Source organism: Curtobacterium sp. MMLR14_006, from assembly GCF_001864985.1.
GTDB lineage: Bacteria > Actinomycetota > Actinomycetes > Actinomycetales > Microbacteriaceae > Curtobacterium.
The window spans coordinates 1-26,987 of sequence record NZ_MJGU01000025.1 but is presented as its reverse complement, the minus strand read 5'-3'; the positions used below and the strand labels follow the sequence as shown (position 1 = coordinate 26,987).

Sequence of the window (26,987 nt, the reverse complement as noted above, 5' to 3'; positions counted from 1 at the left end):
AAGGTGATCCAGGAGGACCCCGTGACCGAATCCGCTCCCGTCGACCCCACATCGACCGACGGCTGGAAGAAGCTGGACGGCATCGCCGCCGGCTTCACCCCGGACCTGCGAGGGTGGTTCGACAGCGACCCCGGTCGTGCCGAGCAGTACACCTTCCAGGCGGCCGACCTGACCGTCGACCTGTCCAAGGGCCTGGTGACCGACGAGATCCTCGCCGCGCTCCTGCAGGTCGCGAAGGACACCGGCGTCGCCGAGCGCTTCCAGGCGATGCTCGCCGGTGAGCACATCAACGTCACCGAGGACCGCGCCGTGCTGCACACCGCACTCCGCCGCCCGAAGGGTGCGACCCCGGCGCTCGTCGTCGACGGCCAGGACGTCGACGCCGACGTGCACGCCACGCTCGACAAGGTCTACGGCTTCGCCGAGCAGGTCCGCAGCGGCGCCTGGACCGGCGTCACCGGCAAGCGCATCGAGACCGTCGTCAACATCGGCATCGGTGGCTCCGACCTCGGCCCGGTCATGGTCTACGAAGCCCTGAAGCCGTACGTGCAGCCGGGCCTCGAGGCCCGCTTCGTCTCGAACATCGACCCGGCGGACATCTACGAGAAGACCGCGGACCTCGACCCCGAGACGACGCTCTTCATCGTCGCGTCGAAGACCTTCGGCACGCTCGAGACCCTGACGAACGCGCGCCTCGCCCGCCAGTGGCTGTGGGAGGAGCTCGGCCTGACCGACGCCTCCGACGACGACAAGAAGAACGCCGTCGCGAAGCACTTCGTCGCCGTGTCCACCGCGCTCGACAAGGTCGAGGCGTTCGGCATCGACCCCGAGAACGCCTTCGGCTTCTGGGACTGGGTGGGCGGCCGCTACTCGGTCGACTCGGCCATCGGCACGAGCGTCGTCATCGCGATCGGCAAGGAGAACTGGGAGCAGTTCCTCGCCGGCTTCCACGCCATCGACGAGCACGTCCGCACCACGCCGCTCGAGCAGAACGTCCCCGTCCTGATGGGCCTGCTCAACGTCTGGTACACGAACTTCCTCGGCGCGCAGACCCACGCGGTCCTGCCGTACACGCAGTACCTGCACCGCTTCGCCGCGTACCTGCAGCAGCTCACGATGGAGTCGAACGGCAAGCGCGTCCGCTGGGACGGCTCGCCGGTCACCACCGAGACCGGCGAGGTCTTCTGGGGTGAGCCCGGCACGAACGGCCAGCACGCGTTCTACCAGCTCATCCACCAGGGCACCCGCCTGATCCCGGCCGACTTCATCACGGTCGCCAACCCGGCCCGTCCGCTCGAGGACGAGACCGGCGACGGCAAGGGCGTCGCGCCCGGCACCGACGTGCACACGCTGTTCCTGGCGAACTTCTTCGCGCAGACCAAGGCGCTCGCGTTCGGCAAGAGCGCCGACGAGGTCCGCGCCGAGGGCACCACCGACGAAGGCATCGTCGCGGCGCGCACGTTCCCGGGCAACAAGCCGACCACGTCGATCATCGCGCCGGAGCTCACCCCGAGCGTGCTCGGGCAGCTCATCGCCCTGTACGAGCACATCGTGTTCACCGAGGGCACGATCTGGGGCATCGACTCGTTCGACCAGTGGGGTGTGGAGCTCGGCAAGCAGCTGGCGCTGCAGGTCACGCCGGCCGTCGAGGGCGACCAGACCGCGCTCGACGCACAGGACCCGTCGACCAAGGCGCTCATCGCGAAGTACCTGGAGCTGCGCGGGTAGCGCACGCCCCCACCTGACGGACGGGAGGCCCGTGGCGGATCCGCCACGGGCCTCCCGTCCGTCCTGCGGTCGCCCTGGTCACGGCGTGGACGCGGCCTGGTCCCGCGCCGCGCGCTCAGCGGCCGAGCGGGTCCAGGTTGAGGGTCGTGCCCTCGTACAGGTGCTGGTCCTCGCCGAACACCTGCACGCCCTCGTTCAGCCAGACGAGCGCGCGGACGCTGATCCCGAAGCGGCGCGCGACGTCGCCGATGAGGTCGTCCGGCGCCACGGTGTAGGACCCCGGGGCCCCCGCGGCGGTCGTCCCGGCGACGGTGCCGGTCGCGTTCGGCCGCGAGCCGGCGTCCACCGGGTGCACGTTCGTCTGCCGGGCGGGCACGGACCAGCGCACCGTGGTGACCGCGAGCACCTTGTCCGCGGCGATCTCCACCGGGACGTCCTGGCCGGGCTCCGCCGCCGAGTACGTGACGAGCGTGCCGAGGTGCGACGGGTCGACGCCGGAGCCGTCGAGCGGGACGTCCACCGAGACCGGCGTCGTCGTCGCACCGCCGAGGGTCCGGTCGCCGACGCCGTGGTAGGTCAGGCCGTCGCCGACCGCGCGGGGCAGGTCGAACAGGCCGACCCCGACCGGCACCGGCAGCGTCGAGGTGAAGCCGGAGTACTGCGCGGTGAAGGTGTCCTCACCCGCCGCGACGATCCGGAAGCGGAAGTGGACGCTGCCCTTCGGCGAGGCCACGTCGCCCTGCGCGAGCACCGTGCCGGCGGGGATCGGGGTCAGGGTCGGGGCGGGGGCCGCTCGTTCCGTGGGCTCCGGAGTCGGGGTCCGCGGGTGTGCGGACGACTGGAGGAGCTCGCCGTCGGTCTCGCCGTCCGGGGTGGGGGTCGGTGTCGCCTCGGCGGAGCGGCTCGGCGCGGTCGCCGGTCCGGACGGCGCGGGCAGTGCTCCGTCCGGTCCCCGCAGCAGCGAGCACCCCGCCAGGCCGGCCGTCGCCAGCAGCACGACCCCGATCGTCAGGCTCCGCTTCATGATCACCCCTCACGTCGATGCTAGACGGGCTCGAGTGCTCGAGCGAGGCGGTCGCCTGCCGCTGTGTCCCGGGACCCAGCGGTGGGCGTCCGGTGTCGGCCGGAGCGGCTACCGTCGAGGCATGGACCGTTCGGACATCCTCGCCGCCGCCGCTGCCGCCCACGCCGCCCGCATCGCCGAGGCCGGTGGCGACGACACCGCCGCCCGCGAGCGTGCCGCCGCCGTGCACGACCGCGACTCCCTGACCGACGAAGCGGTCCGTGCGGTCGACCGCCGGCGCGCCGGCGAGGCGGACCGTGCCGCCTCGCGCACCGAGGGCGTGCTGTCGGACTGGCACCGCATGGGCACCCGTCGGGGGGTGACACCCGATGCGCAGGTCCGCTCGGCGTGGTCCGTCGCCGGGGTGCCGGAACGTGGCGACGCCCGCGCGCTCGCGAACGTGCTGCTCTCCGCCGCCGGGCACGCCGGTCGCGTGGCCGACGCCGCACGCCGGAACCCCGCACTGTCCGGTGCGGCCAGCGCGGCCGCCCGACGGACCGTGCGGCGCTCGACCGACCACGGCGCGGGCATGGCCTCGCTGGGGGACGTCCTCGGCGACGGCTCCGCCGACGACCAGCGTCGATGACGGGCGCCGATGACGAGCGTCCATGACGGGCGCCGACGACGAGCACTGACGACGAGCACTGACGACCGGGCCGGCGACGAGCGCTGCGCGGTCACACCCGTCCTCACCAGGTCTTCTGTGGATCGGTCCAACACCGCGAAAGTAATAATGTCCAATTGACAGGACATGGAATCGGGCTACGATCGGTCCACGCACTGAGGCGCGATCACCGACGAAGGAGTCACCGAATGGTCGACATCGAACCGACGGCCCGGGCCGTCGCACTGCCCCCGATCGGCACCGGTCCGCACCGCCGACGGCTCGGCGTGCTGGCACTCGTCGCCACGTTCGGCGGCCTGCTGTTCGGCTACGACACCGGCGTCATCAACGGCGCCCTGAACCCGATGAAGGCCGAGCTCGGCCTCACCACCTTCACCGAGGGCGTGGTCACCAGCTCGCTGCTGTTCGGTGCCGCGATCGGTGCCGTGCTCGGCGGCCGCATCGCCGACGGCTGGGGGCGTCGCAGGACGATCATCGCCCTCGCCGTCACGTTCTTCGTCGGCACGCTCATCTGCGTCGTCGCGCCGACGTTCGGCGTGATCGTCGTGGGCCGCGTGCTCCTCGGCCTCGCGGTGGGCGGCGCGTCGACGGTGGTGCCGGTGTTCCTCGCCGAGCTCGCGCCCTACGAGATCCGCGGGTCGCTGTCGGGCCGCAACGAGCTCATGATCGTGATCGGGCAGCTCGCCGCCTACGTGGTCAACGCCGTCATCGGCAACGTGTGGGGCGAGGGCGACGGCGTCTGGCGCGTCATGCTGGCCGTCTGTGCGCTCCCCGCTATCGCGCTGTTCGTCGGGATGCTGCGGGTGCCGGAGTCGCCGCGCTGGCTCGCGTCGAAGGGTCGCTCCGCCGAGGCGCTCTCGGTCCTCGAGCAGGTCCGGACCACCGAACGGGCCCGCGCCGAGCTCGACGACATCACGCGGAGCAACGAGCTCGAGGCGAAGGCCGAGCGCGTCAGCGGGTGGCAGACGCTGCGTGGCAACAAGTGGCTCGTCCGCATCGTGCTCATCGGTGCCGGGCTCGGGGTCGCCCAGCAGCTCACCGGCATCAACTCGATCATGTACTACGGCCAGACCGTGCTCATCGAGTCCGGGTTCCAGGCGTCGGCCGCCCTCATCGCGAACATCGCCCCCGGCGTGATCGCCGTGGTCGGCGGCGTCATCGCGCTGTCCAACATGGAGAAGATCAACCGCCGCACGACGTTGCTCCTCGGGTTCACGCTGACGACGGTCTGCCACTTCCTCATCGGCATCGCCTCGGTCGCCCTGCCCGAGGGCAACCCCGCCCGCCCGTGGGTCATCCTGTTCCTGGTCGTCGCGTTCGTCGGCTCGATGCAGACCTTCCTCAACATCGCGGTGTGGGTCGTGCTGTCCGAGATCTTCCCCACGCAGATCCGCGCGCTCGGCATGGGCATCTCGGTGTTCTGCCTCTGGACCGCGAACGCGTTCATCGGGCTGTACTTCCCGACGGTGGTCGCCGCCACCGGCATCACCGGGACCTTCTTCGGCTTCGGGGTCGTCGGGCTGCTCGCCCTGCTCTTCATCTGGAAGTACGTGCCGGAGAGCCGCGGCCGCACCCTGGAAGAGGTCGAGGAGGGCGTCACCACCGGCAACATCTTCACCGTCCCGGTCAAGGAGTCGCGCCGCTCGGTCACACCACGCTGCACCGAGTGAGCAGAAGACGTCGGGTCGCTCCGGGGCACCCGACGTCTTCTGCTCACCATGGGCACGCAATGCGTGTCCGGGTGACCTTCGTGCCCACGCACCACCCGGTTCCTACACTCGACGCGTGCATCCCCTCCTCCTGGCGTCCGGGGCCGGTCTCGCGTCCGGTCTCGCCCTCGTCGTCGGCGCCGCGATCGCCTGGTTCGTCCGCGTACCGCGCACCGTCGTCGCCACCATCACCGCCTTCGGCGCCGGCGTCCTCATCTCCGCGCTCTCCTTCGACCTGGTCGCCGAGGCCACCCGGTCCGGCACGTTCTGGACGGCGATGGCCGGGTTCCTCGGGGGTGCGGTGGTCTACGTCGGGCTCGACGTCCTGCTCGAACGCCGCGGGGCGCGCAGGAAACGCAGCGGAACGGGCTCGACGGGGTCCGGCACGGGGCTCGGCATCGCCCTCGGCGCACTGCTCGACGGGATCCCGGAGACGGCGGTGCAGGGCGTCGGACTCGCCGCCGGCGGGTCGCTGTCGATCGCGGTCGTCGCGGCCGTCATCATCTCGAACCTGCCGGAGGGGCTGTCGAGCACGTCGGACATGAAGGCGAACGGCCGCGGCGCCCGCTACGTCTTCACGGTGTGGGGCGCCATCGCCCTCGCCTGCGCCCTGTCGGCACTCGGCGGGTACGCGATCCTCGGGCAGGCCCCGGCCGGCGTGCAGAGCGCGGTGACGGCCGTCGCCGCCGGGGCGATCCTCGCGATGCTCGCCGACACGATGCTGCCGGAGGCGTTCCGGAAGACCGGACCCTGGACGGGCCTCATCGCCGTCCTCGGCTTCTTCGCCGCCTACGGCATCCACGTGATCGGCGGCTGACGCCGACGGACGCACCCAGGAACGGACGGGAGGCCCGCGGCGGATCCGCCACGGGCCTCCCGTCTGCTGGTCGCGCTACGGGCGCAGGAGCACCTTGCCGACGCGGCCGGCGGTGTCGCTGGCACGGACGGCGTCCTGGACGTCCTCGAACGCGAAGGTCTCCGCGACGGGGAGCGTCAGTGAGCCGTCGAGCACGCGGGTGATGAGCTCACCGAAGAGCTGCCCCTTCGTCTCGGCCGGCATGGTCTTGCTGACGACGGAGCCCCAGAAGCCCTTCACGGTGAGCTGGCCGAAGATGACCTTGCCCGACGGGATCTCGAGCGTCGGCGACGCCATCGCGCCGAAGACGACGAGGGTGGCGTCCTCGCCGAGCACCGAGGCGATGTCGCCGGCGGCCTTGCCGCCCACCGACTCGACACCGGCGACGATCGGAGCGCCTCCGGTGATCGCGGCGACCTGGTCCTTCCAGTCGTCCGCGTCGGTGGCGACGATGCGCTCGATGCCCTGCTCGCGGAGCTCGTCGACGCCGGCTGCGCGGCGGACGAGTCCGATGACGTTGACGCCGCGGGCTGCGCCGAGCTGGGCGACCATGCGGCCGACCGCGCCGTTGGCGGCGTTCTGGATGATCCAGTCGCCCTCGTGCAGGTCGAGCGAGTGCAGCAGGCTGATGGCGCTGAACGGCATCGAGACGAGCTGTGCGGCGGCCTCGTCGGACATCGCGTCCGGGACCGGGACGAGTCCGGCGGCGTTCGCGGTGTAGTACTCGGCCCAGACGCCGAAGGCGCCGCCGGCGACGCGCTGGCCGACCTGCAGGTTCGTGACGCCCTCGCCGAGGGCCTCGACGACGCCGAGCGCCTCGGTGCCGGACGCTGCGGGCAGCTCCGGCTTGAAGCCGTACGTGCCGCGGACGGTCCACAGGTCGTGGTTGTGGATGGGGGAGAGGACCGTGCGCACGAGGACCTCGCCGGCGGCCGGGGTCGGCACGGGGCGCTGCTCGACGTGCAGCACGTCGGCGGGCTCGGCGAAGGTGTCGTGGACGACGGCGCGCATGGTGGTGGGGGTGGTGTCGGTCATGCTCAGTCCTCCGAGACGGTGATGGTGACCTCGATGTTGCCGCGGGTCGCGTTCGAGTACGGGCACACCTGGTGGGCGGTGTCGGCGAGGGCCTGGGCCTGGTCGTGCTCCATGCCGGGGATGACGACCTCGAGCATGACGGCGAGCTGGTAGCCGCCGTCGCCGTTCGGGCCGATCTGCACGCGGCCGCCGACGGACGAGTCGGTGATCTTGACCTTCTGGCTGCGGGCGACGCCCTGCAGCGCGGAGTGGAAGCACGCGGCGTAGCCGGCGGCGAACAGCTGCTCGGGGTTCGCGCCGTTGCCGGAGCCGCCCATCTCCTTCGGGATGGCGAGGTCGAATTCGACGGTGCCGTCGCTCGTGGCGACGTGGCCGTTGCGGCCTTCGCCGGTGGCGAGGGCCTCTGCGGTGTAGAGGACGTCCATGGTGTTCCTTCCTTCGTGGGGCGGTGCCTTCGTGGGGCGGTGGCCGAGCCCCGTCCCGGGGACCGGGTGGGGCGACGGGGCTCGGGGTCTGGGTGTCGACGCAGGTCGGTCAGGCGGGGTCGGCCGCGCCGGCCGGGTCCCTGGTGGCGGCGTGCATGGTCTCGGTCAGCCGGTGCAGCGTCGCGATGAGCTCCGCGGCGGCCTGCTCGTCCGGCAGGCCCATGCCCGCGGCGATCGACGCCGGGACGTGCGCGAGCTCGCCGCGGATGGAGCGGCCGCGGTCACCGAGGGTGATCGTGACGACGCGCTCGTCGGGGCTGCGGCGCTCGCGGCGCACCAGGTCGGACTGCTCCATCCGGCGGAGCAGGGGGGAGAGCGTGCCGGAGTCGAGCTGCAGGTGGTCACCGAGGCCCGAGACGGTCTGGTCGCCCTCGATCCACAGGGTCACGAGCACGAGGTACTGCGGGTACGTCAGGCCCCACGGCTCGAGCAGGGTGCGGTAGGCCTGCGTGGTCGCACGGCTCGCCGCGTAGAGGGAGAAGCACACCATCTCGTCGGTCACGGGCACGGCACAAGGATTGCACGCAACCGAGTTGTGCGCAACCTAAATCGGAGCGCCGTCGTGGTCCTGCTCGCGCTGCGCGGTCGGGTGACCCGCCTCGGCGAGAGCGGCCTGCGCGTCGCGGAACGACGAGTACGGCACGTGCACGCCGCGCACGTCCCGGTACGGGGTCAGGCCCGGGCCGGCCCAGTACACCGTGCCGTCGTCACCGACCTCGGCGAGGGCCCGGCGGATCGCGCGTGCCGGGTCGGGCTCCTCGACGACGAGCGCGTCGTGCCCGCTCGTGCGCGCACCGTCGAGGATCGCCGCCCGGATCGGGGCGGGGTCCTCGAACCGCGGGTGGTGGTCGGCGACGACGACCACGTCCGCCGCAGCCGCGGCGACCGTGCCCATGGCCGTCCGCTTGCTCGGGTCGCGGTCCCCGTCCGCACCCAGCACGATGGCGACCCGACCGGGTGCGAAGGCGCGCACCGCCGCCAGGCTCTTCGCGAAGGCGTCCGGGGTGTGCGCGAAGTCGACGAACACCCGCGGCCCGGTCGCCGCCGACGCGTCGGCCATCCGCCCGGGGACGACGACGTCGAGTCGCCCGCGGGTCGCGTCGACGAGGTCGGCGAGCGGGACCCCCGCCGTCGCGAGCATCGCCACCGCCAGGCCGGCGTCGGCCGCCATGTGCACGCCGAGCAGCGGCAGGTCGAGGGCGAGGGCCGTGCCGTCCGGTGCCGTCAGCCTCGCCCGGGTGCCGTCCGGACGCTGGTCGCGCACCCGGACGGACCAGTCGGCGCCGGCCGCCGGATCGCTCGAGATCGTCGCCACGGGGACCGTCGCACGTGCGACGAGCCGCGCGCCCGCCGGGGAGTCGAGCGACACCACGGCAGCACGCGACCGGGCGGGCGTGAACAGCAGCGCCTTGGCGGCGAGGTACTCGTCCATGTCCGCGTAGTCGTCGAGGTGGTCGTGGGACAGGTTCGTGAAGCCCGCGACGTCGAACACGACGCCGTCGGTCCGGTGCCGGGACAGGCCCTGCGCACTCACCTCGAGCGCGGCGCCGTCGACCCGCCGCTCGGCGGCCCGCGCCAGGAACGCGTGCAGGTCGGGCGCCTCGGGCGTCGTGAGCACGCTCGGCACCGACTCGTCGTCGATGCGGCGCTCGACCGTGCTGCTCGTCGCCGTGCGCCAGCCGAGGCGCCGCATGAGCGCGTCGAGCAGGTGGACCGTCGACGTCTTGCCGTTCGTGCCGGTCACGCCGAGGAGCGGGAAGGGCAGCGCCCCGGTGCCGGCGAGGAGCCGGGCGACGTCGCCCAGCCGAGCGCGGACGTCCGGCACCACGAGGACGGGGAGTCCGCTGCGCCGCGCCGCCGCCAGCCCGGCCGGGTCCGTCAGCACCGCGGCCGCGCCGGCGGCACGCGCGGCCCCGGCGTGCTCCGCGCCGTGCACCACCCGACCGGGCAGTGCGGCGAACAGCGTCCCCGGCCGCAGCTCGTCGGTCGCCAGGGTCGTGCCCGTGACCGTCATCGCGCCGCCGCCGTCGATGTCGACGCCGAGCGCCCGGGCGACCTCGTCGAGTCGGACCGGGCGCGGACGGGTCGGGTGGAACGCCTGCGACATCGCGGCTCCTCGTCGTGGGTCAACCCCGTCGTGGGTGGACCCCGATCGTGCGCCGCGCCCGCCGGGCACGGACCCAGGCGCCTGCCGGGTACGGAGGTCGGAGTACGGGGCGGGCCGTCCGCCGACAGCGCACCACGAACACACCGACGGCCCGGACGGTTAGGCTGACGTGACCCACGATGACCAACAGCGACCTCGACAACACCACGACCCCCCGGACCGGAACGGCGTCGTCCCACGGCAAGACGATCCTCATCGGTGAGCACGCCGTGGTGTACGGCGCACCCGCACTCGTCCTGCCGGTGCTCGACGCCCGGGTCGTCGCGACCGTCACCCCGGTCGCCGCGGACGCCGCACGACCGGGACACTCCCTGGAGTCGACGGTGCACACCGGGCCGCTCGACCTGGCACCGTCCGCCGTCATGCCGACCGTCACCGCCGTCACGGCCACCCTCGAGCACTTCGGGGTGACCGACCGCCACTTCCACGTCCGCGTCGACAGCGAGGTCCCGACCGCCCGCGGCATGGGGTCGAGTGCCGCGGTGGCCGCCGCCGTCACCGCCGCGGTCGCCGACGCCCTGGGCGAGACGCTCGACGTCGAGGCCCACCACGAACTCATCCAGACCTGCGAGCGGGTCGCGCACGGCCGGCCGTCCGGGCTCGACGCCCGCGGGGTCGTCGCGTCCGCCCCGGTCTGGTTCGAGGGCGGCCACATCGGACCCGTCGCCCTCGGCGCGCGCTTCACGTTCGTCGTCGCCGACACCGGCGTCCCCGGGCACACCCGCGAGGCCGTCGCCGCGGTGCGCGCCCTGCACGACGCGGACCCGGCGCGCATCGGCGCCGTCGTCGACCGGATCGGCGACCTGGCGCGACGCGCGCGGGGGACACTCGAGGACGGCGACGCCCAGGCGCTCGGTGTCACCATGGACGCCGCGCACGGCCTGCTCGCCGCACTCGACGTGTCGAGTGACGACCTGGACCGGCTCGTCGACGCCGCTCGAGCAGCGGACGCCCTCGGCGCGAAGCTGACCGGCGGCGGCCGGGGCGGGTGCGTGCTGGCGCTCGCCACCGACGACGACCACGCGGACCGCATCGCGGCCGCACTCCGCGGCGCAGGGGCCGCAGCCACCTGGACCACCACGATCGGAGCCCGCGCTTGATGACCGCCACCGCCGTCGCGCACCCCAACATCGCCCTCGTCAAGTACTGGGGGAAGGCGGACGCGCGGCTCGCGCTGCCCGCCACGGGCAGCGTCTCGATGGGGCTCGACGTGTTCCCGACGACGACGACCGTCACGCTGGACGGCGGCGCGGGCGACGGTCAGGAGGCGCGTGATGCGTTCACGCTGAACGGCCAGGTCGTCGAGGACGGTGCGCTGTTGCGGGTGCAGCAGTTCCTCGACCTCGTGCGCGAGCTCGCCGGCTCGTCCGAGCGCGCCTCCGTCGTGTCCGAGAACACCGTCCCGACCGGTGCCGGACTCGCCTCGAGCGCGTCCGGTTTCGCGGCGCTCGCGACCGCGGCCTCGGCGGCGTACGGGCTCGACCTGTCGCCGCGCGACCTGTCCCGGCTCGCCCGCCGCGGCTCGGGGTCGGCCACCCGCTCGATCCCCGGAGGCGTCGCCGTGTGGCACGCCGGCGACGACCAGGGCTCGTTCGCCGAGCCGGTCCCGGCGCCGCCGATGGCCATGGTCGTCGTGACGATCGACGCCGGCCCGAAGCCGATCGGCTCGCGCGAGGCGATGCGCCGCACGATCGCGACGTCGCCCTTCTACCCGGCCTGGGTCACGTCGACCACCGAGACCGTCGGCGAGATGCTCGACGCCTGCGCGGCCGGCGACTTCACCCGCATCGGCGAACTCACCGAGAGCAACGCCCTGCGCATGCACGCCACGATCGAGGGTGCCTTCCCGCCGATCCGCTACCTGAACGCCCGCAGCGTCGCGGTGTTCGACGCCGTCGCCGAACTGCGCGCCGTCGGCCTGCAGGCGTACGCCACGGCCGACGCCGGCCCGAACGTCGTCGTGCTGTGCCAGCCCGACGACCGCTCGGCCGTCGCGACCGCGCTCGCTTCCTTCGGCGACGTCATCGAGTCCGGCACCGGACCAGCCGCACGGGTCCTCCGCTCCGAACAGTCCGGGAGCAGTCCCGACCAGAAGGAGTCCGCCGAGTGATCGAGTTCCGCGCCCACGGCAAGCTGTTCGTCGCCGGCGAGTACGCCGTCGTCGAGCCGGGCCAGCCGTCCGTCCTCATCGCCCTCGACCGCGCCATCACGGCGAAGGTGTCCGAGGGGCACGGGTCGGGCAGCGTGCACTCCGAGGAGTACGGCCACCTGCCGCTGACGTGGACCCGCGGCGCCGACGGCCTCGCCCTGGACCGCGAGCGCCACCCGTACGACTACGTGATGGAGACGATCGACCTCGTCGAGAAGCTCCGCGCCGAACGCGGGATCGACCCCCGGTTCCACGACCTGCGCATCGAGAGCCAGCTCGACGACGCGAGCGGCCGGAAGTTCGGCCTCGGGTCGTCGGCCGCGGTGACCGTCGCGACCGTGGGCGCCCTCGACCGCTTCTACGGCATCGGCCTGACGCAACGGCAGCGCTTCCAGGTCGCCCTGCTCGCCACCATCCGGGTGAACCCCCGCGCCTCCGGCGGCGACCTCGCCGCGAGCACCTTCGGCGGCTGGCTGCGCTACAGCGCGCCGGACCGCGAGCGCCTCGCCGCGATGCTCGACGACCACAGCGTGTCCGACGTGCTCACCGACGCCGACGCCTGGCAGGGCTTCGACGTCGAGCGGCTCCCCGCCCCGGAGAACCTGCGGCTGCTCGTCGGCTGGACCGGTTCGCCGGCGTCGACCACGAAGCTCGTCGACGTCGTGCGTCGGCACCGCAACGGTGGGTACCAGGCGTTCCTCGACGAGAGCCGCAGCTGCGTCGACGACCTGACCACGGGCCTCCAGACCGGCGACGCCGAGCGCACGCTCGACGCGCTCCGCCGTGCACGCGTCCTGCTGCAGCGACTCGGCGCGTCCGTCGGGTCGCAGATCGAGACCGAGCGTCTCGCCACCCTGTGCGACGTCGTCGAGGCGGCGGGCGGGGCGGCGAAGCCGTCCGGCGCCGGCGGCGGGGACTGCGGCATCGCCCTCGTCCCGCTCGACACCGACCCCGCCGGCATCCACCGCGCCTGGGAGGCGCACGACATCAGACACCTCAGCGTCGCGGTGCGAGCACCAGAAGGAGCCCTCGATGAGTGACCTGCTCACACCGATCCCCACCAAGTGGGTCGGCCCGATCCGCGTCAGCGGCAACGCCGTGCAGGGGGAGCACGAGGTGCCCCTCGCCACCTACGAGTCGCCGCTCTGGCCGTCCGTCGGCCGCGGCGCCCGCATCTCGCGCCTGGTCGAGGACGGCATCGTGGCGACGGTCGTCGACGAGCGGATGACCCGCTCGGTCGTCGTCCGTGCCGACAGCGCCGCCGCCGCCCACGTGGCCGCGGGGCAGATCCTCGCGCGCCAGGACGAGCTCGCCGCCATCGTGTCCGGGCAGAGCCGGTTCGCGAAGCTCATCGAGGTGCACCCGGAGATCGTCGGGGACCTGCTGTTCCTGCGCTTCGCGTTCACCACCGGCGACGCCTCCGGCCACAACATGGTCACCCAGGCGGCGGACAAGCTGCTGCCGGCGATCCTGGACTGGCAGCCGGGCCTGCGGTACGTCTCGGTGTCCGGCAACTTCTGCACCGACAAGAAGGCCACCGCGGTGAACGGCATCCGCGGCCGCGGCCGGAACACCATCGCCGAGATCGTGATCCCGGGCGAGGTCGTCGAGAAGCGCCTGCGGTCGAGCACCGCCCGCATCGTCGAGCTGAACATCGCGAAGAACCTCATCGGGTCGACCATCGCCGGGGCCCTGCGTTCGGCGAACGCGCACTACGCGAACATGCTGCTCGGCTTCTACCTGGCCACCGGGCAGGACGCCGCCAACATCGTCGAGGGCTCCCAGGGCATCACGAGCGCCGAGGACCGCGACGGCGACCTGTACTTCTCGACCTCGCTGCCGCACCTGATCGTCGGCACGGTCGGCAACGGCAAGGGCGGCGACCTGCCCGTCGTCGAGGACGCCCTGGTGCGCCTCGGCTGCCGCGAGGACCGCGAGCCCGGTGCGAACGCCCGACGCCTCGCCGCCCTGTGCGCCGCGACCGTCCTGTGCGGGGAGCTCTCGCTCCTCGCCGCCCAGACCAACCCGGGCGAGCTGATGGCCGCCCACGTCGCCATGGAACGCCGCGGCTCGCGCCCGGCCGGAGGTGCAGCATGACCGCGCAGCAGCCCGCACCGCAGCAGACCCTGCGCGTCGGCATCCACGACATCGCCGTCGCGACCGGGCACCACGTGCTCGACCTCGACGACCTCGCCGCGACGACCGGCGTCGACCCCGCGAAGTACCACGTCGGCATCGGGCAGGACGCCTTCAGCGTGCCCGCCCCGGACGAGGACATCGTCACGATGGGCGCCGCGGCCGCGAAGGAGATCGTCGACCGCCACGGGGTGCAGGGCATCCGCACCGTGCTGTTCGCCACCGAGTCCGGAGTCGACCAGTCGAAGGCCGCCGGGGTCTTCGTGCACGGCCTGCTCGGCCTGCCGCAGAACGTCCGCGTCGTCGAGCTGAAGCAGGCCTGCTACGGCGGGACCGCCGCCGTGCAGCTCGCCCTCGGCATCGTCGCCCGGTCACCGCACGAGCGCGTGCTCGTCATCGCGGCCGACGTGGCGCGGTACGACGTCGACACCGCCGCCGAGCCGACCCAGGGTGCCGGCGCCGCCGCGATCCTGGTGTCCGCCGACCCGGACCTCGTCGAGCTCGAGCCGGCCGCCGGTGTCTTCACCGCCGACGTCGACGACTTCTGGCGGCCGAACGACCGGTCGACCGCGCTCGTGGACGGTCGCCTGTCGGTGAGCGCCTACGTCGACGCGTTCGTCGGCGCGTGGGACGACCTGGCGGCGCAGGGCGGTCCGGCGTACCAGGACATCGCCCGCTTCGTGCACCACCAGCCGTTCACGAAGATGGCGCTCAAGGCGCACCGCAAGCTCACGCAGCACGTCGGCGTGCCGTTCGACGAGACCGAGCTCGCCCTCGGCTTCACGTACAACCGGCAGACCGGCAACACGTACACGGCGTCGCTCTGGATCGGTCTCGCGGCCCTGCTCGACCTGGACGACGACCTGGCCGGGGAGCGGATCGCGCTCTTCAGCTACGGGTCCGGCAGCGTCGGCGAGCTCATCACCGGCATCGTGCGCCCGTCGTACCGCGAGCACCGGCGCACCGGCCGCGTGCGGCAGCTGCTCGAGGCCCGCGTGCCGCTCACCGTCGACGCCTACCGCGAGCTGCACGCCGCCGGGGCCGCCACCAGCGCGGACACCGAGCGGCCGCGGGTCACGGCGGCGCCGTACCGGTTCGCCGGGGTGCGCGGCGGCGCACGGCACTACGAGGCCACCGCCACCGACTGACGACGGCGGGGCCGACACCGCCCACTCGCTCCGTGCGCCCGCTGCCGCTATCCTGGGCGCGGACGATGGAGGGGCGATGGCAGAGCAGCTCGGCGCGGGTGACGTGGTCGCCACGCTGGTCGACTCGCTGCCCCGTGCCCCGCGGCTGACCGACGTGGTCGACGGCGTCGGCCGCCTGGTCGGCAAGCCCACCCGCGTGGTGGACGTCGACGGACCGAGCTGGGGCCCGCTGACGGCCCTGGTGTCGCAGTTCGAGCACGAGAACCTCGTCCTCGTGCCGGCCGGTGCCCCCGCGCTCTACCGGATGCACTGCGTCCTGCACGAGCTCGGGCACCTCGCCAACGGCGACACCGGCGCCCCGACCACCTCGTCGATCGCCGCCTTCGCCTCCGGCGGGCACGTCTGCCGTCGGGCCCTCGACGGCGAGACCGGTCTGGTGAGCATCTCCGACGACGACGAGCACTTCGCCGAGCGGTTCGCGTACGAGCTCGCGACCGTCCTGCTCGGCGGCGCCTCGGGTGCCGACGAGCGGGCCTACGGCTGATGACCCTGCTGTACGCCGCCGCCTTCTGGTGCGCGGCGCTGATCTTCCTCGCCCGCACCCCGTACGTGCTGCGCAACCCACGGGGCCGCGCCGCCTGGGGCGCGACCGGCGTCGGGGCGCTCGGGCTGCTGACCCTGGGCAGCGTCGTGCCGCAGCCCACGCTCGACGGGTTCCTCGGCGGCACGAACGTCATCTACCTGGTGCAGAACGTCTGCGCGACCGCGGCGTTCTGGCTGATGCTCCGCGCGAGCACGTCCGACCTGCCGCGGCGCCCGCGCCTGGCGCACCCGCTGGCACTGCTGGCGATCGTCGTCGCGTTCACGGTGCCGTTCCTGCTGGTGCGCGACCGCGGCGGCACCGAGTTCCACTTCATCGTCGTCCAGATCCACCAGCCCGCGATGTGGGTCTGCGCATCGGTCTACCTGCTCGGCATCGCGGCGATCGCGGCGACGACGCTGCGGTACGGCGTGCTGCAGGACCGGGTCGCGCTCGTCGTGTTCCGCGTGGGACTCGCCCTCGTCGTGGTCGCCTGCCTCGACGAGGTCGCGTCGCTCGCCCTCGACCACTTCGAGGTCGGCCCGACGGCGCTGCGCGACGGGTTGCGGCTGGGGTTCGACCCGCCGTTCTACCTCGGCGTGGTGCTCATGGTGCTCGCGATGGCGTCGCTGACGTTCCGCCGCTGGGGCCGCGACGTGCGGTGCCGACGGCACAACCGACGGCTGCGGCGGATCACCCGTCGGCACGCCGTGCGCGCCGTCGAGCGCGGCGGTGACGCCCAGACCCGCACCTACGACCTCGTCATCGCGATCCGCGACGCCGAGGTGCAGGGCCGTGCGCTGGACGACGCCGAGCTCGCCCACGTCCGGTCGGCGGAGCGCACGCTGACCCGCAGTCTCGGCGGCTGAGCGCCGCTCCCTGGTGGCCGCACCCCGCCCGGGTCCCCCCGCGCCCCGCTCGGACCTCGCTCGGGTTCCGCTCGGGTTCCGCTCGCGTTCCGCCCGGATCCTGCCCGGGTTCCGCCCGCACGGCTCCGAGGGAGTACAAGGAGCCATGGGCCAGCTCATCTACGACGGCGAACCGCTCGACCTCCGCATCGACGACCGCGCACTCACGCACCTGCAGATCGTCATCGTGAACATGCTGCGACGCGACCACCGTTTCGCGTTCTCGTGGCGCGACGACGTGGTGCACGGCGACGGGCGCAGCACGATCTGGCTGCACCCCCAGGTCAGCCTGCACTTCAAGTTCACCGGCAGTCGCACGCCGTCGATCAACCGCAGCTGGCTCGAGGACCTGTACGCGGCGGCCACCTCCGGCTCCGGCCTCGTGCTGACGCCGGAGCCGTCCGACACGAGCACCGCGGCGGACTCGGCGTGGTCGCGGGCGGTGGCGGCGGGCGACGCTGGCGACGCGTCGGACCACACGACGGGGAACACCGGGGGTTAGCACGGACGCGGTTCCCGGTCAACGGGTACCGGATCCGGATCGGTCGACGTACGGTGACGTCACCGCGGTTCGCTGCCGTCCCAGTGCCGGCATCCAGGGAGTCGGTACGGGCACGATCCGCGGCAGGAGGGGACCCGAACAATGAACACGAGGCGGTGTGCGCCCGGAGCCGACCAACCACCGGCAACCGCGCGACGCACACGGTGGGAGTCCTGGATCAGGGGACTCGCCACCCGGCAGGCCGGGCTGCGACGCCCGGTCGACCGCCTCGGGATCACGGGCTCCTCGGCCGGACCTCACCGGCCGATGCCCTCCGTGGGGACCACCTCGGCCGTCGGATTCGGGTTCCGCGGCCGGGGTGGCTCCCGCACGACCTCCGGGGCGGCTGCTCAGTAGACGTCGCGGACGTACCGCTTCGCCCGGCGCAGGTCGGCCAGGTAGGACTGGGCGTCGTCCTCGTCCCGGCCCCGGCCGCGCCGGATGACGTCGAGCAGCGCCGCCTCGACGTCCTTCGCCATGCGCGAGGCGTCGCCGCACACGTACACGGAGGCGCCCTCCTCGAGCCAGGCGAACAGCTCGTCGGCCTGCTCGCGCATCCGGGTCTGCACGTAGACCTTCTCGGCCTGGTCACGCGAGAACGCCAGGTCGAGCCGGGTGAGCACGCCCTGCTCGCGCAGGTCGGTGAGCTCGTCCTCGTAGACGAAGTCGGTCTCGCGGTGCTGGTCGCCGAAGAACAACCAGTTGCGTCCCGTGGCCCCGGCTGCGGCCCGCTCGTGCAGGAAGCCGCGGAACGGCGCGATGCCGGTGCCCGGGCCGATCATGACCATCGGCGCGGACGGGTCCGCCGGCACGCCGAACGACGCGTTCGGCTGCAGGTAGACGTCGACGGTGCCGCCCGACGCGACCCGGTCGGCGAGGAACGTCGACGCGACACCGGCGTGCAACCGGTGCGGGTCGCCGTACCGGACGGAGGCCACGGTCAGGTGGACCCGACCCGGGTGCGCCAGCGGGCTCGACGAGATCGAGTACTGGCGCGCCTGCAGCGGCCGCAGGTTCGGCAGCAGTTCGTCGAGGCCGGGTGCCGCCGAGCCCGCGTCGCGGAGCAGGTCGAGCACGTCGCGTCCCCAGAGCCACCGGTCGAGCTCGTGCTTGTCGCCGTGTGCCACGACGGCCGCGAGCTCGCTCGACGGCGCGCGCTGCACCAGGTCGGCGATCAGGTCCTTCGACGGCGTCCGGACCTCGCGGTCGGTCCGCAGGACCTCGGCGACCGGGAGCCCGTCGACCGTCTCGCCGCCGTTCGCACCGACCTGCTCGAGCAGTTCGGCGACGAACACCTCGTCGTTCACCGGGACGACCGCGAGCGCGTCGCCGGCCGCGTACTCGATGCCCGAGTCGCCGAGGTCGAACTCGTGGTGGCGGATCTCCTTCGCGCTGTGCGGCGCCGACAGCAGCCGGTTCTCCACCAGCGTCGCCGGGAACGGGTTGCGCTTGGTCCACTGCGACCCCGGCCGGAAGGCCCGCCCCGCCCCCGCCCCGCCGGTCGCGGTCGCGCCGTCGCCGGCCCCACCGCCCGTGGTCGCTCCGGGCGTACCCGTCACGCCGGCCTCGGCCGCCAGCCGGTCGAGCACCGCCGCGGACCACAGCGCGGCCGGGTCCTCGAAGTCGACGTCGCAGTCCACCCGGTCGTGGATGCGGGACGCGCCGAGCTGCTCGAACCGGGTGTCGAGGAGCTTGCCGGCCTGGCAGAACTCGTCGTAGCTCGTGTCGCCGAGCCCGAGGACCGCGTACTGCAGCCCCTCGAGCCGCGGCACGGTGCTCGCCTGGAACGCGTCCCAGAACAGGCCGGCGTTGTCGGGCATCTCGCCCTCGCCGTAGGTCGAGGTGACGACGAGCACGTGCGACATCCCGGCGAGCTGCTCGGGGGTGACGGCGTCGAGGGCGCTGGCCCGACCGCCGAGTCCGCGGGCCCTCGCGCCGGCGACGAGCTCGTCGGCCAGGAACTCGGCGTTGCCGGTCTGGGTGCCGAAGAGCACGTCGATCGTCGTCGTGGGCGCGTCGGGTGCGACCTTCTTGCCGGCGGCGGCGATGCCCGCGATGAACCCGGCGAGCCAGGACTCCTGGGTGGCCGAGAACGGTGCGTCGACCGGGATGAGCGACCCGGTCGGGGGCAGGGTGCTCACGCGGTCACCGCCTCGGTCGGCGGCTGCGGTGCGCGGCGGGCGATGTCCTCGAGCGCCGCGGTCGCGAGCAGCTCGTCGAAGCGCGCGGCACGCAGCCGGCCGGCGTTCTTCGCGTTCTGGTGCATGATCCACCCTGTCGTGCCGGGCGCGTCCATGCTGCGGTTGTTCCGCTGCGTGAGGGCGCGCTTGGAGTCGTCGAGCCGCTTGACCGCGATGAGCGTCGCGAGCTCGTCGTCGGCGAACCGGTCGAACGTGCCGCGCAGGTACTTCACGACGCGCTGCTTGACGGCGAAGTCCTCGGTCAGCACCAGGTTCCGCACCGCCTCGGTCACCCGCGGGTCACCGGCGCCGGCACCGGGCACCCGCTCCTGCGCCACGTCCTGGGCGACGCCGAGCACGGTGTACGACGCCAGGAGCGAGAACATGTCCTCGCCCTGGTCGCCGAGGGCGGGCGCGCGGCCGTCGAGCACGGTGCGCTGGTCGCGGTAGTCGACCTTGAAGGCGCGGAGCTTGTCCGTCGCGACGGAGGCCGCGAGTTCGTCGAGCAGCTCCGGTCGGGTCGCGGCGGCGAGGATCGCGTCCGCGTCCTGGCTGAGCAGGAGTGCCCGCGGCATGCCGACGTACACGTGCCCGCGGGTGGTCGCCCACGCGGCGAGCAGTCGCTCGGCGAGGGCCGAGCCGGTCGCCTCGAGGTGCCACTCGAGCAGCAGGCGGGCGGCGTCCTCGTGGAACGCGCCACGCTCGGTGTCGGTGACGGGGAACACCAGGAGCGAGTCCGTGCTGGCGCGCTCGGCGACCTGGCCGGTCGGGTCGTACTGGTACAGGAAGCCGCCGGACATCCCGTTGCCGAGGCCCTTGCCGAAGGCGCCGAGGTTGAACACGGCACCGCCGGTCATGTACTCGCAGCCGAAGTCGCCGACGCCCTCGACCACCGCGGTGGCCCCGGAGTTCCGGACGGCGAACCGGTCGCCGGCCTCGCCCTGCACGAAGGTGCGGCCGCCGGTCGCGCCGAACAGCGCGAAGTTGCCGACGAGCACGTTGCCGCCCTGCTCGGCGCTGCCGCCGCCGGGCGCGCGGACGACGATCCGGCCCCCGCTCTGGCTCTTGCCGACGCCGTCGTTGGCGGTGCCGGTGTGCTCGAGCACGATGCCGTCGTTGGTGAAGACGCCGTACGACTGCCCGGCCGAGCCGTGCGTGTGGATCGTGACCGCGCCGTCGACGAGCCGGCGGCGGCCGCGGTCGTCGGTGGCGATCGCCGGACGGGCCGACAGGTCGACGTCGCGCAGCTCGTGGTTGAGCAGGCGCTCGACGTCGATGCCGAGCTGGCCGCCGACCGACTTGTCCGCGTTGCCGAGGACCACGTCGTCGATCAGGACGGCGTGCTCGTGCCCGTCGACCAGCGCCGCCCGGACGCGCTCGATGAGCGCGTCGTCGGTGCGGTAGTCCTTCTCGAGGTACTCCGGGTCGGTGACGACCTTCTCGGGCACCTGGGCGAGCAGGGCACGGGCGTCGAGCCGGCCGACGCTCGCCGGGTGGTCGAGGAGCTGCAGCAGGTCGGTGCGCCCGCGGGCCTCGCGCAGGGAGCGCAGACCGAGACGGGCCAGGATCTGCCGCACGTCGTGGGCGATGTTGAGCAGGTACTGCGCGAGCGCGCGGGGGTCGCCCTCGAACGCCTCGGCGTTCGTGGTGAGGCCCGCCGGGCACTTCACGTTGCAGTTCTTCGCCATCACGCAGCCGAGCATCATGAGCGCGGTGGTGCCGAACTCGAATGAGTCCCCGCCGAGCAGGGCGCTCGTGACGACGTCGCTGCCGGTCTGGTGCGCACCCGAGCAGCGGAGCGTGACCTTCTGGCGCAGGCCGTTCGCGACGAGGGCCTGGTGCACCTCGGCCACGCCGATCTCCGCGGAGCGTCCGGCGTACTTCAGGCTCGTGACGGCCGCGGCGCCGGTGCCGCCGGTGTTGCCGGCGACGTTGATGACGTCCGCGCCGGCCTTCGCGACGCCGACCGCGATGGTGCCGATGCCCTCGGACGACACGAGCTTCACGACCACCCGGACGCGGGCGGCCTTGCAGTCGTGGATGAGCTGCGCGAGGTCCTCGATCGAGTACGTGTCGTGGTGCGGCGGCGGCGAGATGAGCTCGACGCCGGGCGTCCCACCGCGGGCCGCGGCGATGTCCACCGTGACCTTGGGCGCGGGCAGCTGCCCGCCCTCGCCGGGCTTCGCGCCCTGGCCGATCTTGATCTCGAGCTCCTCGAGCATCGGGTCGGCGAGGTAGCCCGCCCAGATGCCGAACCGGCCCGAGGCGAACTGCTTGATGCGCGAGCCGCGGATCGTGCCGTAGCGGGAGTGGTGCTCGCCGCCCTCACCGCTGTTCGACATGCCGCCGACCATGTTCGTGCCGTGCGCGACGGCCTCGTGGGCGGTGGCGACGAGGGCACCGTGGCTCATCGCACCGGACGCCAGGGTCCGGGTGATCTCGTGGGCCGGCTGGACCTCGTCGAGCTCGACGCTCGCAGGGGCGCTCTGCAGCAACGCGAGCAGCGCGACGGCCGCACCGGTGGCGCGGAGCGTCACCTGGGTGTCGTCGACGGCGTCGACGTCGATCTGCCCCGGGTGGAGCAGCGCGAGGCCGTCCGCGAGGGCCTGGTGGCGCAGTGCGCCCGTGGGTCCCGTCGAGGTGAGCTCCAGGCAGAAGCGAGCCGTGCCTCCCGGGAGACCGTCGGGGGACGCCGGACGCGAGCCGGAGAGCCCGCGCACGGTGACGCTGGCGTTGCCGCTCGTCGAGAAGCGACCGAGCTCGCGGGCGAAGTCCTCCGCCGTGTCGATGCCCGTGACGTCCGCGGGCAGCGCGAGCACGTCGCGGAGCGCAGCGGGACGGCGCGACCGCTCGTCGTGCGTGGTCTGCAGGAACGTGACGTAGCCCGGCGTGATCCGGTGCTGGTCGATCTCGGCGTCGCTGAGGCGGTCGTAGCCGGTGTTGCGGTACGCGGCGTCGGTGATGCCGAACGAGTCGTCGAGCTGACCGAGCGTGAGCAGGCGCAGCGCGTCCGAGTCGCCGGAGCGCTCGAAGGCCGGACGCTCCTCGGTCATGCCGCCGAACCCGCGCACGCTCGCGACGCCGAACGAGTGGCCGGCGCCGTCGGAGCGTTCCTTGAACAGCCCGAGCAGCGGGACCTGGCCCTCGGACGCGACCGACCGGGCACGCTCGTGCCAGTCCGTCGCCGCCTGGGCGATGCGCGCGAAGCCGACGCCGCCGACCGGGGCCTGCATGTGCGGGAAGATCCGCGCGAGCACGTCGTCGCCGGTGTCGAGGTAGTTCGGCTCGAAGAACTCGCCACCGATGTAGCTCTCGGCGGTGCACAGGCCGACCCGGCCCATGGTCTTCGCCAGGGCCTTCTCGGCGGCCTTGCGGAACCGCTTGAGCGCCAGGTCGGTCGCGGTCAGCTCGCCGGCGGGTGCGGGTGCGGCGGGGTACTTCTCCTCCGCACGCAGCCGGGCGCTCAAGCTGTACACGGCGGCGGCGCCGAAGCCGAGCGCGGTCGCGACGTGGTGTGACGACGGCAGCTGACCGCTCTCCGCGACGACGGACACCCGCAGGCGCAGACCGGTCTCGATGAGCCGCTGGTTGACGGCGGCCACGGCCAGGATCACGGGGAGGGGCGCACGGGTCGACGACACCGCGCGGTCGCTGACCACGGCGATGCCGCCGGTCGTCGCCGCGAACGCCTCGATCGCGTCGCACAGGGCGTCCAGCGCGCCGCGCACCGCGTCGGCGTTCGCCTGCTCGTCGTCGGGCACCGGCACGTAGAGCATGTCGAAGCGCTCGAGCGGCACGACGTCCTGGTCGCGCAGCCGCACCATGTCGAGGTGGCCGAGGATCGGCGACTCCACGACGAGCTGCCGGCTCGTCGAACCCGTACCGTCCGGTTTCGCGCCCAGTGCGACGCGCATCGACATGCCGTCGGCCTCGCGGATCGAGTCGAGCGGCGGGTTCGTCACCTGGGCGAAGCGCTGCGAGAAGTACTTCGCCATGCCGCCCTCGGTGTCGCTCAGGGCGTTGATCGCGTTGCCGTAGCCCATCGCCGAGATGCGCTCCGACCCGTTCTGCAGCATCGGGTCGAGCATGAACCGGAAGCTCTCCTGGTTCAGCGAGTACGCCACGTACCGGCCCGCGAGCGACAGGTCGCCCTCGTAGCCCAGGGTGTTCCTGGTGCGGTCGTAGGCGGGCGCGGGCAGGTCGTCGAGGTGCACACGCGCGGCGTCGAGCAGCGTGCCGTAGTCACGGCGGGCCGCGAGCATGCGCAGCACCTCGTCCGTGCGCATGCGGGCCCCGGTGCGGTGGTCGACGACGAGCATGCCGCCGGCCTCGATGCGGCCGCGGTGCACGACCTCGTCCGCGGGGAACTCCACCTGGCCGGCCTCGGACGCCACCATCAGGTACTCGGCCGTCTCGGTGGTGCGCAGCGGGCGCAGCCCCAGCCGGTCCAGGCGCGCGCCGACGACGTCGCCGTCGCTGAAGATCACGGCGGCGGGGCCGTCGTTCTTCTCCTCGTACAGCGAGAAGTACTCGAGCATGTCCCGGACGTCCGGAGTCAGCGAGCGGTCGTTCTCCCACGCCGGCGGCATGAGCGACACCACGGCCTCGACGATCTCGAGCCCGTCGTCGAAGACACGGCTCTGCAGGGTCTGGTCGAGCCGGCTCGAGTCCGACTGCCCGGGCGGACGCACGATGCTCCGGGTGCGGGCACGCGCGAGCGCCTCGTCCGACAGGCGGTTCTTCCGGTCGGTGTTCAGCTCGCCGTTGTGCGCCATCAGGCGGAACGGCTGCGCCATCGTCGGGTGCGGCTCGGTGTTCGTCGAGAACCGGGTGTGGAAGTACAGCGTCCGCACCGAGTGCCGGGGGTCGCGCAGGTCGGTGAAGTACCCGATCACCTCGCCGGAGTTCAGCCGGCCCTTGAGGATCTGGGTCCGCGCGCTGAGCGACAGCGGGTACAGGGCGGCGTGGTCGGCGTGCGCAGCCGCGGCCTCGCCGTAGGACACCGCCTCGATCGCGAGCAGGGCGCGGTTCGCGGCGGCGTCGACCTCGGTGCGCTCCCACGACTCCGGCGCGCGGAACACCCACTGCACGATCGGCAGCTGGTACTGCTCGGCCTCGGGCCGGGCGACCGAGTGGTCGACGGGGACGTGACGGACGAGCAGCAGCTCGAAGCCCTGCTGTTCGATGGCGTCCGTGACGGTCTGCTGCGCACGGGCGCGGTCGGCGTCCGCCGTCGTGCCTGCGCCGCTCGGCACGAAGCAGTTCGCGACGCCGAAGTGGCCCGCGCAGAGCTGCTCGCCGGTGATCGCGCTGAAGAACTCCACCGACAGGTCGATGCTGACACCCGCGCCGTCGCCGACGCCCTCGGCGGACTTGCCGCCGCGGTGCGGGATCGAGCAGAGCGCTTCGTCGCCCTTGCGGATGACGTCGTGGCTCGGCGTCCCGTCGAGACGGGTGATGAAACCGACGCCGCAGTCGCTCGACTCGCGGGCAGGGTCGTAGAGACCGAAGGAGGTGGGGTTCACGGGAGGGTCCAGAGGGGCGTTGCCGGCAGCGGACGGCGCGGGCTGCATCGGTGGAGCGCTCGCCGCGGGCAGACCGGTGGTGGCAGTCGGGCCCTGTGGGGTGGTGGTGCGGTAGGGCGATGCTACGGCTTGGTATACCGCGGCCGCAACAGACCGGCCGGACGGGTGGCGTGCGGGGCGTGGGCGGGGCGCAGGTCGGGTGCGGCGCGGGTGTTCGCGCCGGGCGGTGGGCGGTCGGTGCGGGTGCGGCGCGGCGGTCCGGCGCGGGGTCGGCGACCGGCGTGGGGCCGACGCCGTCGGCCGGTGCGAGGACGGTTCGCACGATCGAAGTGCGACGGCGCCACGGATCGGGGCGGTTCGGCACCACTGTGGTTGTGCGAGCCGACGATCCGACCAGCCGGCCCGGCCGTCCGCCGCCGCCCGCCGCACCCCGCCGCGGCGAACTCCTGGTGAACGAGCGAACACGACACGTGTTGCACGGATACGTTCGACGCACGATGACGACCGAGCGCGATGACGCACACCGATCGGCCATGCTGCTCCCGGGGGAGCTGCTGGGGCTGTCGCTCGACGAGCGGTGCGCCGAGTTCGAGGCGCTCCTGCTCGCACCACCGCTGCACGGCATCCGGCCGGACGGCCACGACTGGCTCCGGCAGCGGTACGCCGAGATCGTCCCGATCGTGCTGCCGGCGGCGCTGCGGGCCGTCGAGCGCGGTGAGCCCGTCGACCGTGACTGCCTGGCACGGCTGCGCGAGGTCGCCGCCGCACGGGCCGAGGACCCGCGGGTGGACGTCTCGGTGGTGCTCCGCGGGGCGCTGCCCGCGATCCGGGTCTTCGCCCTCGTCATGCACACGGCGACGCGCGACCACGCGGCCACGGCGGACCGTGCCGCGCGGACCATGCTCGCGATGAGCCGGGCGTCGCTGGTGGCCCACGAGCTCGGCTCGTGCTGGGCCGAGTCCTGGTCGCACCAGCGTCGACGGGCCGCGGCCGATGCGTCGGCGACGGTGACGACGGGGGAGATCGACCTGGTCGCCGAGGCACCTGGGCTCGACGACACCGAGGAGCGGATGCTGGCGCTCGCGGCCCACGGTCTGTCGAACGACGCGATCGCGCGCGAGACCTCGTACAGCCGGCAGGCGGTGGCGTGGCACCTCGGACGGCTCATGCGGACGTGGAAGGCGCCGAACCGGACCGCGCTGGTGTCGATCGCCTTCGTGAAGGGGTGGATCCGCTCGCGGTGCTCGGAGCGTCCGGACGCCGTCTGGCCGCCGGCGCTCGGCCCGGGGACCAACGCGCACGACGACGGCCCCTGAGACCGGGGTCCCAGGGGCCGGACGTCGTGCGCGACGGGTCAGCCGCCGTTGACGCTGATGACGTTGTCGATGCGCTCGATGTTGCCGAACGCACCCCAGTTCAGCCAGCCGCCGTCACCGTTGTTGGTGATCCGGCCGGCTCCCTTGAACCAGTAGATGACGTAGTTGCCGCCCTTGATGTCGATCGACTGGGCGTCGGCGACGTCGCCCTCGACCGTGATGTCCTGGTTCTTGTTGACCACCGCGACGGTGAGGCGGTCCGGGTTGCCGGCGTTCCAGTAGCCGACGTCGAGTGCGGCCTGCACGGCACCGCCCCGGTCGCCCTGGTCGTTGACCGCGTCCTTGATGGCGTTGACGAGCGCCACCGGGTCGAGGTTGACGTTGACGTTCCCGCCGAGGTCGGCGGTGGAGGAGCTCGGCGCCGGTGCCGGCTCCACGGCCTGGGCGGGAGCGGCGACGAGGGCGCCTGCGATGACCGCGCCGCTGAGGGCGGTGCCGGCGAAGAGCTTGACGGACTTGGACTTGAACGAGTTCATGATCGTGTTCCCATCTCTGCATCGGTGACCCGTGTGGGTCGTCTTGCTCGGACAGGAACCAGCTTGCGTCGGCTCCGGCCGGGATGCACGTGATCCGGCCGGACGTTGGACGATCGTCTGACGACCCGACCGTGGCGGCGCACACGTGGCATGCTCCGCGCGCCTGGCCGCCCGGCACGGGCCGCTCGGACCGGCACCCGGAGCGAGCGCCGCTCGCACGACCGGAACGACCCCGCGCCGCGCGATCCCGCGGTTCGGGGTGACCTCGGTTGTGCGAACCGCGCCGCCGCGGCCGCCGCG

At 73.0% G+C, this 26,987-nt stretch carries 21 protein-coding genes; 13 read left to right on the top strand and 8 right to left on the bottom strand.

All coding sequences use genetic code 11. From position 1 onward, the window contains the following. Nucleotides 1-21: 21 nt before the first annotated feature. On the top strand, nucleotides 22-1,728 hold the full coding sequence (gene pgi, locus BIU94_RS15300; RefSeq protein WP_071263013.1) for a glucose-6-phosphate isomerase: 1,707 nt from the start codon (nucleotides 22-24) through the stop codon (nucleotides 1,726-1,728). Between the two features lie 115 nt (nucleotides 1,729-1,843). Here pgi and BIU94_RS15295 read toward each other — a convergent pair whose 3' ends face one another. Beyond that, on the bottom strand, nucleotides 1,844-2,752 hold the full coding sequence (locus BIU94_RS15295; RefSeq protein WP_254784833.1) for a LysM domain-containing protein: 909 nt from the start codon (nucleotides 2,750-2,752) through the stop codon (nucleotides 1,844-1,846). Between the two features lie 121 nt (nucleotides 2,753-2,873). On the opposite strand from BIU94_RS15295, the gene BIU94_RS15290 reads away from it, so the two are divergent. The 3 genes from BIU94_RS15290 (at nucleotide 2,874) to BIU94_RS15280 (ending at nucleotide 5,942) form a co-directional block, all read left to right on the top strand. Then, a complete protein-coding gene (locus BIU94_RS15290) occupies nucleotides 2,874-3,377 on the top strand; it encodes a hypothetical protein (RefSeq protein WP_071262677.1) in 504 nt (167 codons plus the stop codon). Between the two features lie 227 nt (nucleotides 3,378-3,604). Further along, nucleotides 3,605-5,086: a sugar porter family MFS transporter gene (locus BIU94_RS15285; protein WP_071262676.1), complete on the top strand. Its 1,482-nt coding sequence runs from the start codon at nucleotides 3,605-3,607 to the stop codon at nucleotides 5,084-5,086. Between the two features lie 115 nt (nucleotides 5,087-5,201). Next, the gene (locus BIU94_RS15280) at nucleotides 5,202-5,942 is read left to right on the top strand and encodes a ZIP family metal transporter (RefSeq protein ID WP_071262675.1); all 741 of its coding nucleotides are present in this window, start codon (nucleotides 5,202-5,204) and stop codon (nucleotides 5,940-5,942) included. Nucleotides 5,943-6,017: 75 nt separating this feature from the next. Here the strand turns inward: BIU94_RS15280 and BIU94_RS15275 are convergent, their stop codons facing one another. The 4 genes from BIU94_RS15275 to BIU94_RS15260 all read right to left on the bottom strand — a co-directional run bounded on the left by BIU94_RS15275 (nucleotide 6,018) and on the right by BIU94_RS15260 (nucleotide 9,608). Further along, nucleotides 6,018-6,992, bottom strand: a complete 975-nt coding sequence (locus BIU94_RS15275) for a zinc-binding dehydrogenase (RefSeq protein WP_071263011.1) — start codon at nucleotides 6,990-6,992, stop codon at nucleotides 6,018-6,020. Between the two features lie 26 nt (nucleotides 6,993-7,018). Next, on the bottom strand, nucleotides 7,019-7,441 hold the full coding sequence (locus BIU94_RS15270) for an organic hydroperoxide resistance protein (protein ID WP_071262674.1): 423 nt from the start codon (nucleotides 7,439-7,441) through the stop codon (nucleotides 7,019-7,021). 109 nt (nucleotides 7,442-7,550) lie between these two features. After that, a complete protein-coding gene (locus tag BIU94_RS15265) occupies nucleotides 7,551-7,991 on the bottom strand; it encodes a MarR family winged helix-turn-helix transcriptional regulator (protein ID WP_071263009.1) in 441 nt (146 codons plus the stop codon). Between the two features lie 54 nt (nucleotides 7,992-8,045). Beyond that, entirely contained in the window at nucleotides 8,046-9,608 is a 1,563-nt protein-coding gene (locus tag BIU94_RS15260) for a Mur ligase family protein (RefSeq protein ID WP_071262673.1), read from the bottom strand. Between the two features lie 179 nt (nucleotides 9,609-9,787). On the opposite strand from BIU94_RS15260, the gene mvk reads away from it, so the two are divergent. The 8 genes from mvk (at nucleotide 9,788) to BIU94_RS15220 (ending at nucleotide 17,091) form a co-directional block, all read left to right on the top strand. Next, nucleotides 9,788-10,768, top strand: coding sequence for a mevalonate kinase (gene mvk, locus BIU94_RS15255; protein ID WP_083404895.1), 981 nt, complete (start codon nucleotides 9,788-9,790; stop codon nucleotides 10,766-10,768). Continuing rightward, a complete protein-coding gene (mvaD, locus tag BIU94_RS15250) occupies nucleotides 10,768-11,778 on the top strand; it encodes a diphosphomevalonate decarboxylase (protein ID WP_071262672.1) in 1,011 nt (336 codons plus the stop codon). Before mvk ends, mvaD begins: the two co-directional genes overlap by 1 nt. Further along, on the top strand, nucleotides 11,775-12,857 hold the full coding sequence (locus BIU94_RS15245; RefSeq protein ID WP_071262671.1) for a phosphomevalonate kinase: 1,083 nt from the start codon (nucleotides 11,775-11,777) through the stop codon (nucleotides 12,855-12,857). Before mvaD ends, BIU94_RS15245 begins: the two co-directional genes overlap by 4 nt. Then, the gene (locus tag BIU94_RS15240) at nucleotides 12,850-13,914 is read left to right on the top strand and encodes a hydroxymethylglutaryl-CoA reductase (protein ID WP_071262670.1); all 1,065 of its coding nucleotides are present in this window, start codon (nucleotides 12,850-12,852) and stop codon (nucleotides 13,912-13,914) included. Before BIU94_RS15245 ends, BIU94_RS15240 begins: the two co-directional genes overlap by 8 nt. Next, nucleotides 13,911-15,101: a hydroxymethylglutaryl-CoA synthase gene (locus tag BIU94_RS15235; protein ID WP_071262669.1), complete on the top strand. Its 1,191-nt coding sequence runs from the start codon at nucleotides 13,911-13,913 to the stop codon at nucleotides 15,099-15,101. The genes BIU94_RS15240 and BIU94_RS15235 overlap by 4 nt, the downstream gene beginning before the upstream one ends. 76 nt (nucleotides 15,102-15,177) lie before the next feature. Next, a complete protein-coding gene (locus tag BIU94_RS15230) occupies nucleotides 15,178-15,645 on the top strand; it encodes a hypothetical protein (protein ID WP_071262668.1) in 468 nt (155 codons plus the stop codon). Continuing rightward, complete coding sequence (locus BIU94_RS15225) at nucleotides 15,645-16,550, top strand: hypothetical protein (RefSeq protein ID WP_071262667.1); 906 nt, start codon at nucleotides 15,645-15,647, stop codon at nucleotides 16,548-16,550. The genes BIU94_RS15230 and BIU94_RS15225 overlap by 1 nt, the downstream gene beginning before the upstream one ends. Before the next feature lie 145 nt (nucleotides 16,551-16,695). Next, complete coding sequence (locus tag BIU94_RS15220; protein WP_071262666.1) at nucleotides 16,696-17,091, top strand: ATP-dependent DNA ligase; 396 nt, start codon at nucleotides 16,696-16,698, stop codon at nucleotides 17,089-17,091. Nucleotides 17,092-17,480: 389 nt separating this feature from the next. Here the strand turns inward: BIU94_RS15220 and BIU94_RS15215 are convergent, their stop codons facing one another. Together BIU94_RS15215 and BIU94_RS15210 are read right to left on the bottom strand one after the other, a co-directional pair. Next, nucleotides 17,481-19,271 carry a sulfite reductase subunit alpha gene (locus tag BIU94_RS15215; protein ID WP_083404893.1) on the bottom strand — a complete coding sequence of 597 codons (1,791 nt, stop codon included), beginning with the start codon at nucleotides 19,269-19,271 and terminating at the stop codon, nucleotides 17,481-17,483. After that, complete coding sequence (locus tag BIU94_RS15210; protein ID WP_071262665.1) at nucleotides 19,268-24,835, bottom strand: glutamate synthase-related protein; 5,568 nt, start codon at nucleotides 24,833-24,835, stop codon at nucleotides 19,268-19,270. The genes BIU94_RS15215 and BIU94_RS15210 overlap by 4 nt, the downstream gene beginning before the upstream one ends. Before the next feature lie 497 nt (nucleotides 24,836-25,332). Between BIU94_RS15210 and BIU94_RS15205 the strand changes: the two genes are divergently transcribed. Beyond that, nucleotides 25,333-26,151 carry a helix-turn-helix transcriptional regulator gene (locus BIU94_RS15205; RefSeq protein WP_071262664.1) on the top strand — a complete coding sequence of 273 codons (819 nt, stop codon included), beginning with the start codon at nucleotides 25,333-25,335 and terminating at the stop codon, nucleotides 26,149-26,151. A 38-nt stretch (nucleotides 26,152-26,189) separates the two neighbouring features. On the opposite strand, the gene BIU94_RS15200 is transcribed toward BIU94_RS15205, so the two are convergent. Beyond that, entirely contained in the window at nucleotides 26,190-26,687 is a 498-nt protein-coding gene (locus tag BIU94_RS15200) for a hypothetical protein (protein WP_071262663.1), read from the bottom strand. Nucleotides 26,688-26,987: the final 300 nt, after the last annotated feature.

Excerpts from the sequence above, each read along its gene's own strand:
- BIU94_RS15295 (WP_254784833.1), bottom strand. The coding sequence starts at position 2,752 with ATGAAGCGGAGCCTGACGATCGGGGTCGTGCTGCTGGCGACGGCCGGC.
- BIU94_RS15290 (WP_071262677.1), top strand. The coding sequence starts at position 2,874 with ATGGACCGTTCGGACATCCTCGCCGCCGCCGCTGCCGCCCACGCCGCC.
- BIU94_RS15285 (WP_071262676.1), top strand. The coding sequence starts at position 3,605 with ATGGTCGACATCGAACCGACGGCCCGGGCCGTCGCACTGCCCCCGATC.
- BIU94_RS15275 (WP_071263011.1), bottom strand. The coding sequence starts at position 6,992 with ATGCGCGCCGTCGTCCACGACACCTTCGCCGAGCCCGCCGACGTGCTG.
- BIU94_RS15270 (WP_071262674.1), bottom strand. The coding sequence starts at position 7,441 with ATGGACGTCCTCTACACCGCAGAGGCCCTCGCCACCGGCGAAGGCCGC.
- BIU94_RS15265 (WP_071263009.1), bottom strand. The coding sequence starts at position 7,991 with ATGGTGTGCTTCTCCCTCTACGCGGCGAGCCGTGCGACCACGCAGGCC.
- BIU94_RS15260 (WP_071262673.1), bottom strand. The coding sequence starts at position 9,608 with ATGTCGCAGGCGTTCCACCCGACCCGTCCGCGCCCGGTCCGACTCGAC.
- mvk (WP_083404895.1), top strand. The coding sequence starts at position 9,788 with ATGACCAACAGCGACCTCGACAACACCACGACCCCCCGGACCGGAACG.
- mvaD (WP_071262672.1), top strand. The coding sequence starts at position 10,768 with ATGACCGCCACCGCCGTCGCGCACCCCAACATCGCCCTCGTCAAGTAC.
- BIU94_RS15240 (WP_071262670.1), top strand. The coding sequence starts at position 12,850 with ATGAGTGACCTGCTCACACCGATCCCCACCAAGTGGGTCGGCCCGATC.
- BIU94_RS15235 (WP_071262669.1), top strand. The coding sequence starts at position 13,911 with ATGACCGCGCAGCAGCCCGCACCGCAGCAGACCCTGCGCGTCGGCATC.
- BIU94_RS15230 (WP_071262668.1), top strand. The coding sequence starts at position 15,178 with ATGGCAGAGCAGCTCGGCGCGGGTGACGTGGTCGCCACGCTGGTCGAC.
- BIU94_RS15225 (WP_071262667.1), top strand. The coding sequence starts at position 15,645 with ATGACCCTGCTGTACGCCGCCGCCTTCTGGTGCGCGGCGCTGATCTTC.
- BIU94_RS15220 (WP_071262666.1), top strand. The coding sequence starts at position 16,696 with ATGGGCCAGCTCATCTACGACGGCGAACCGCTCGACCTCCGCATCGAC.
- BIU94_RS15205 (WP_071262664.1), top strand. The coding sequence starts at position 25,333 with ATGACGACCGAGCGCGATGACGCACACCGATCGGCCATGCTGCTCCCG.
- BIU94_RS15200 (WP_071262663.1), bottom strand. The coding sequence starts at position 26,687 with ATGAACTCGTTCAAGTCCAAGTCCGTCAAGCTCTTCGCCGGCACCGCC.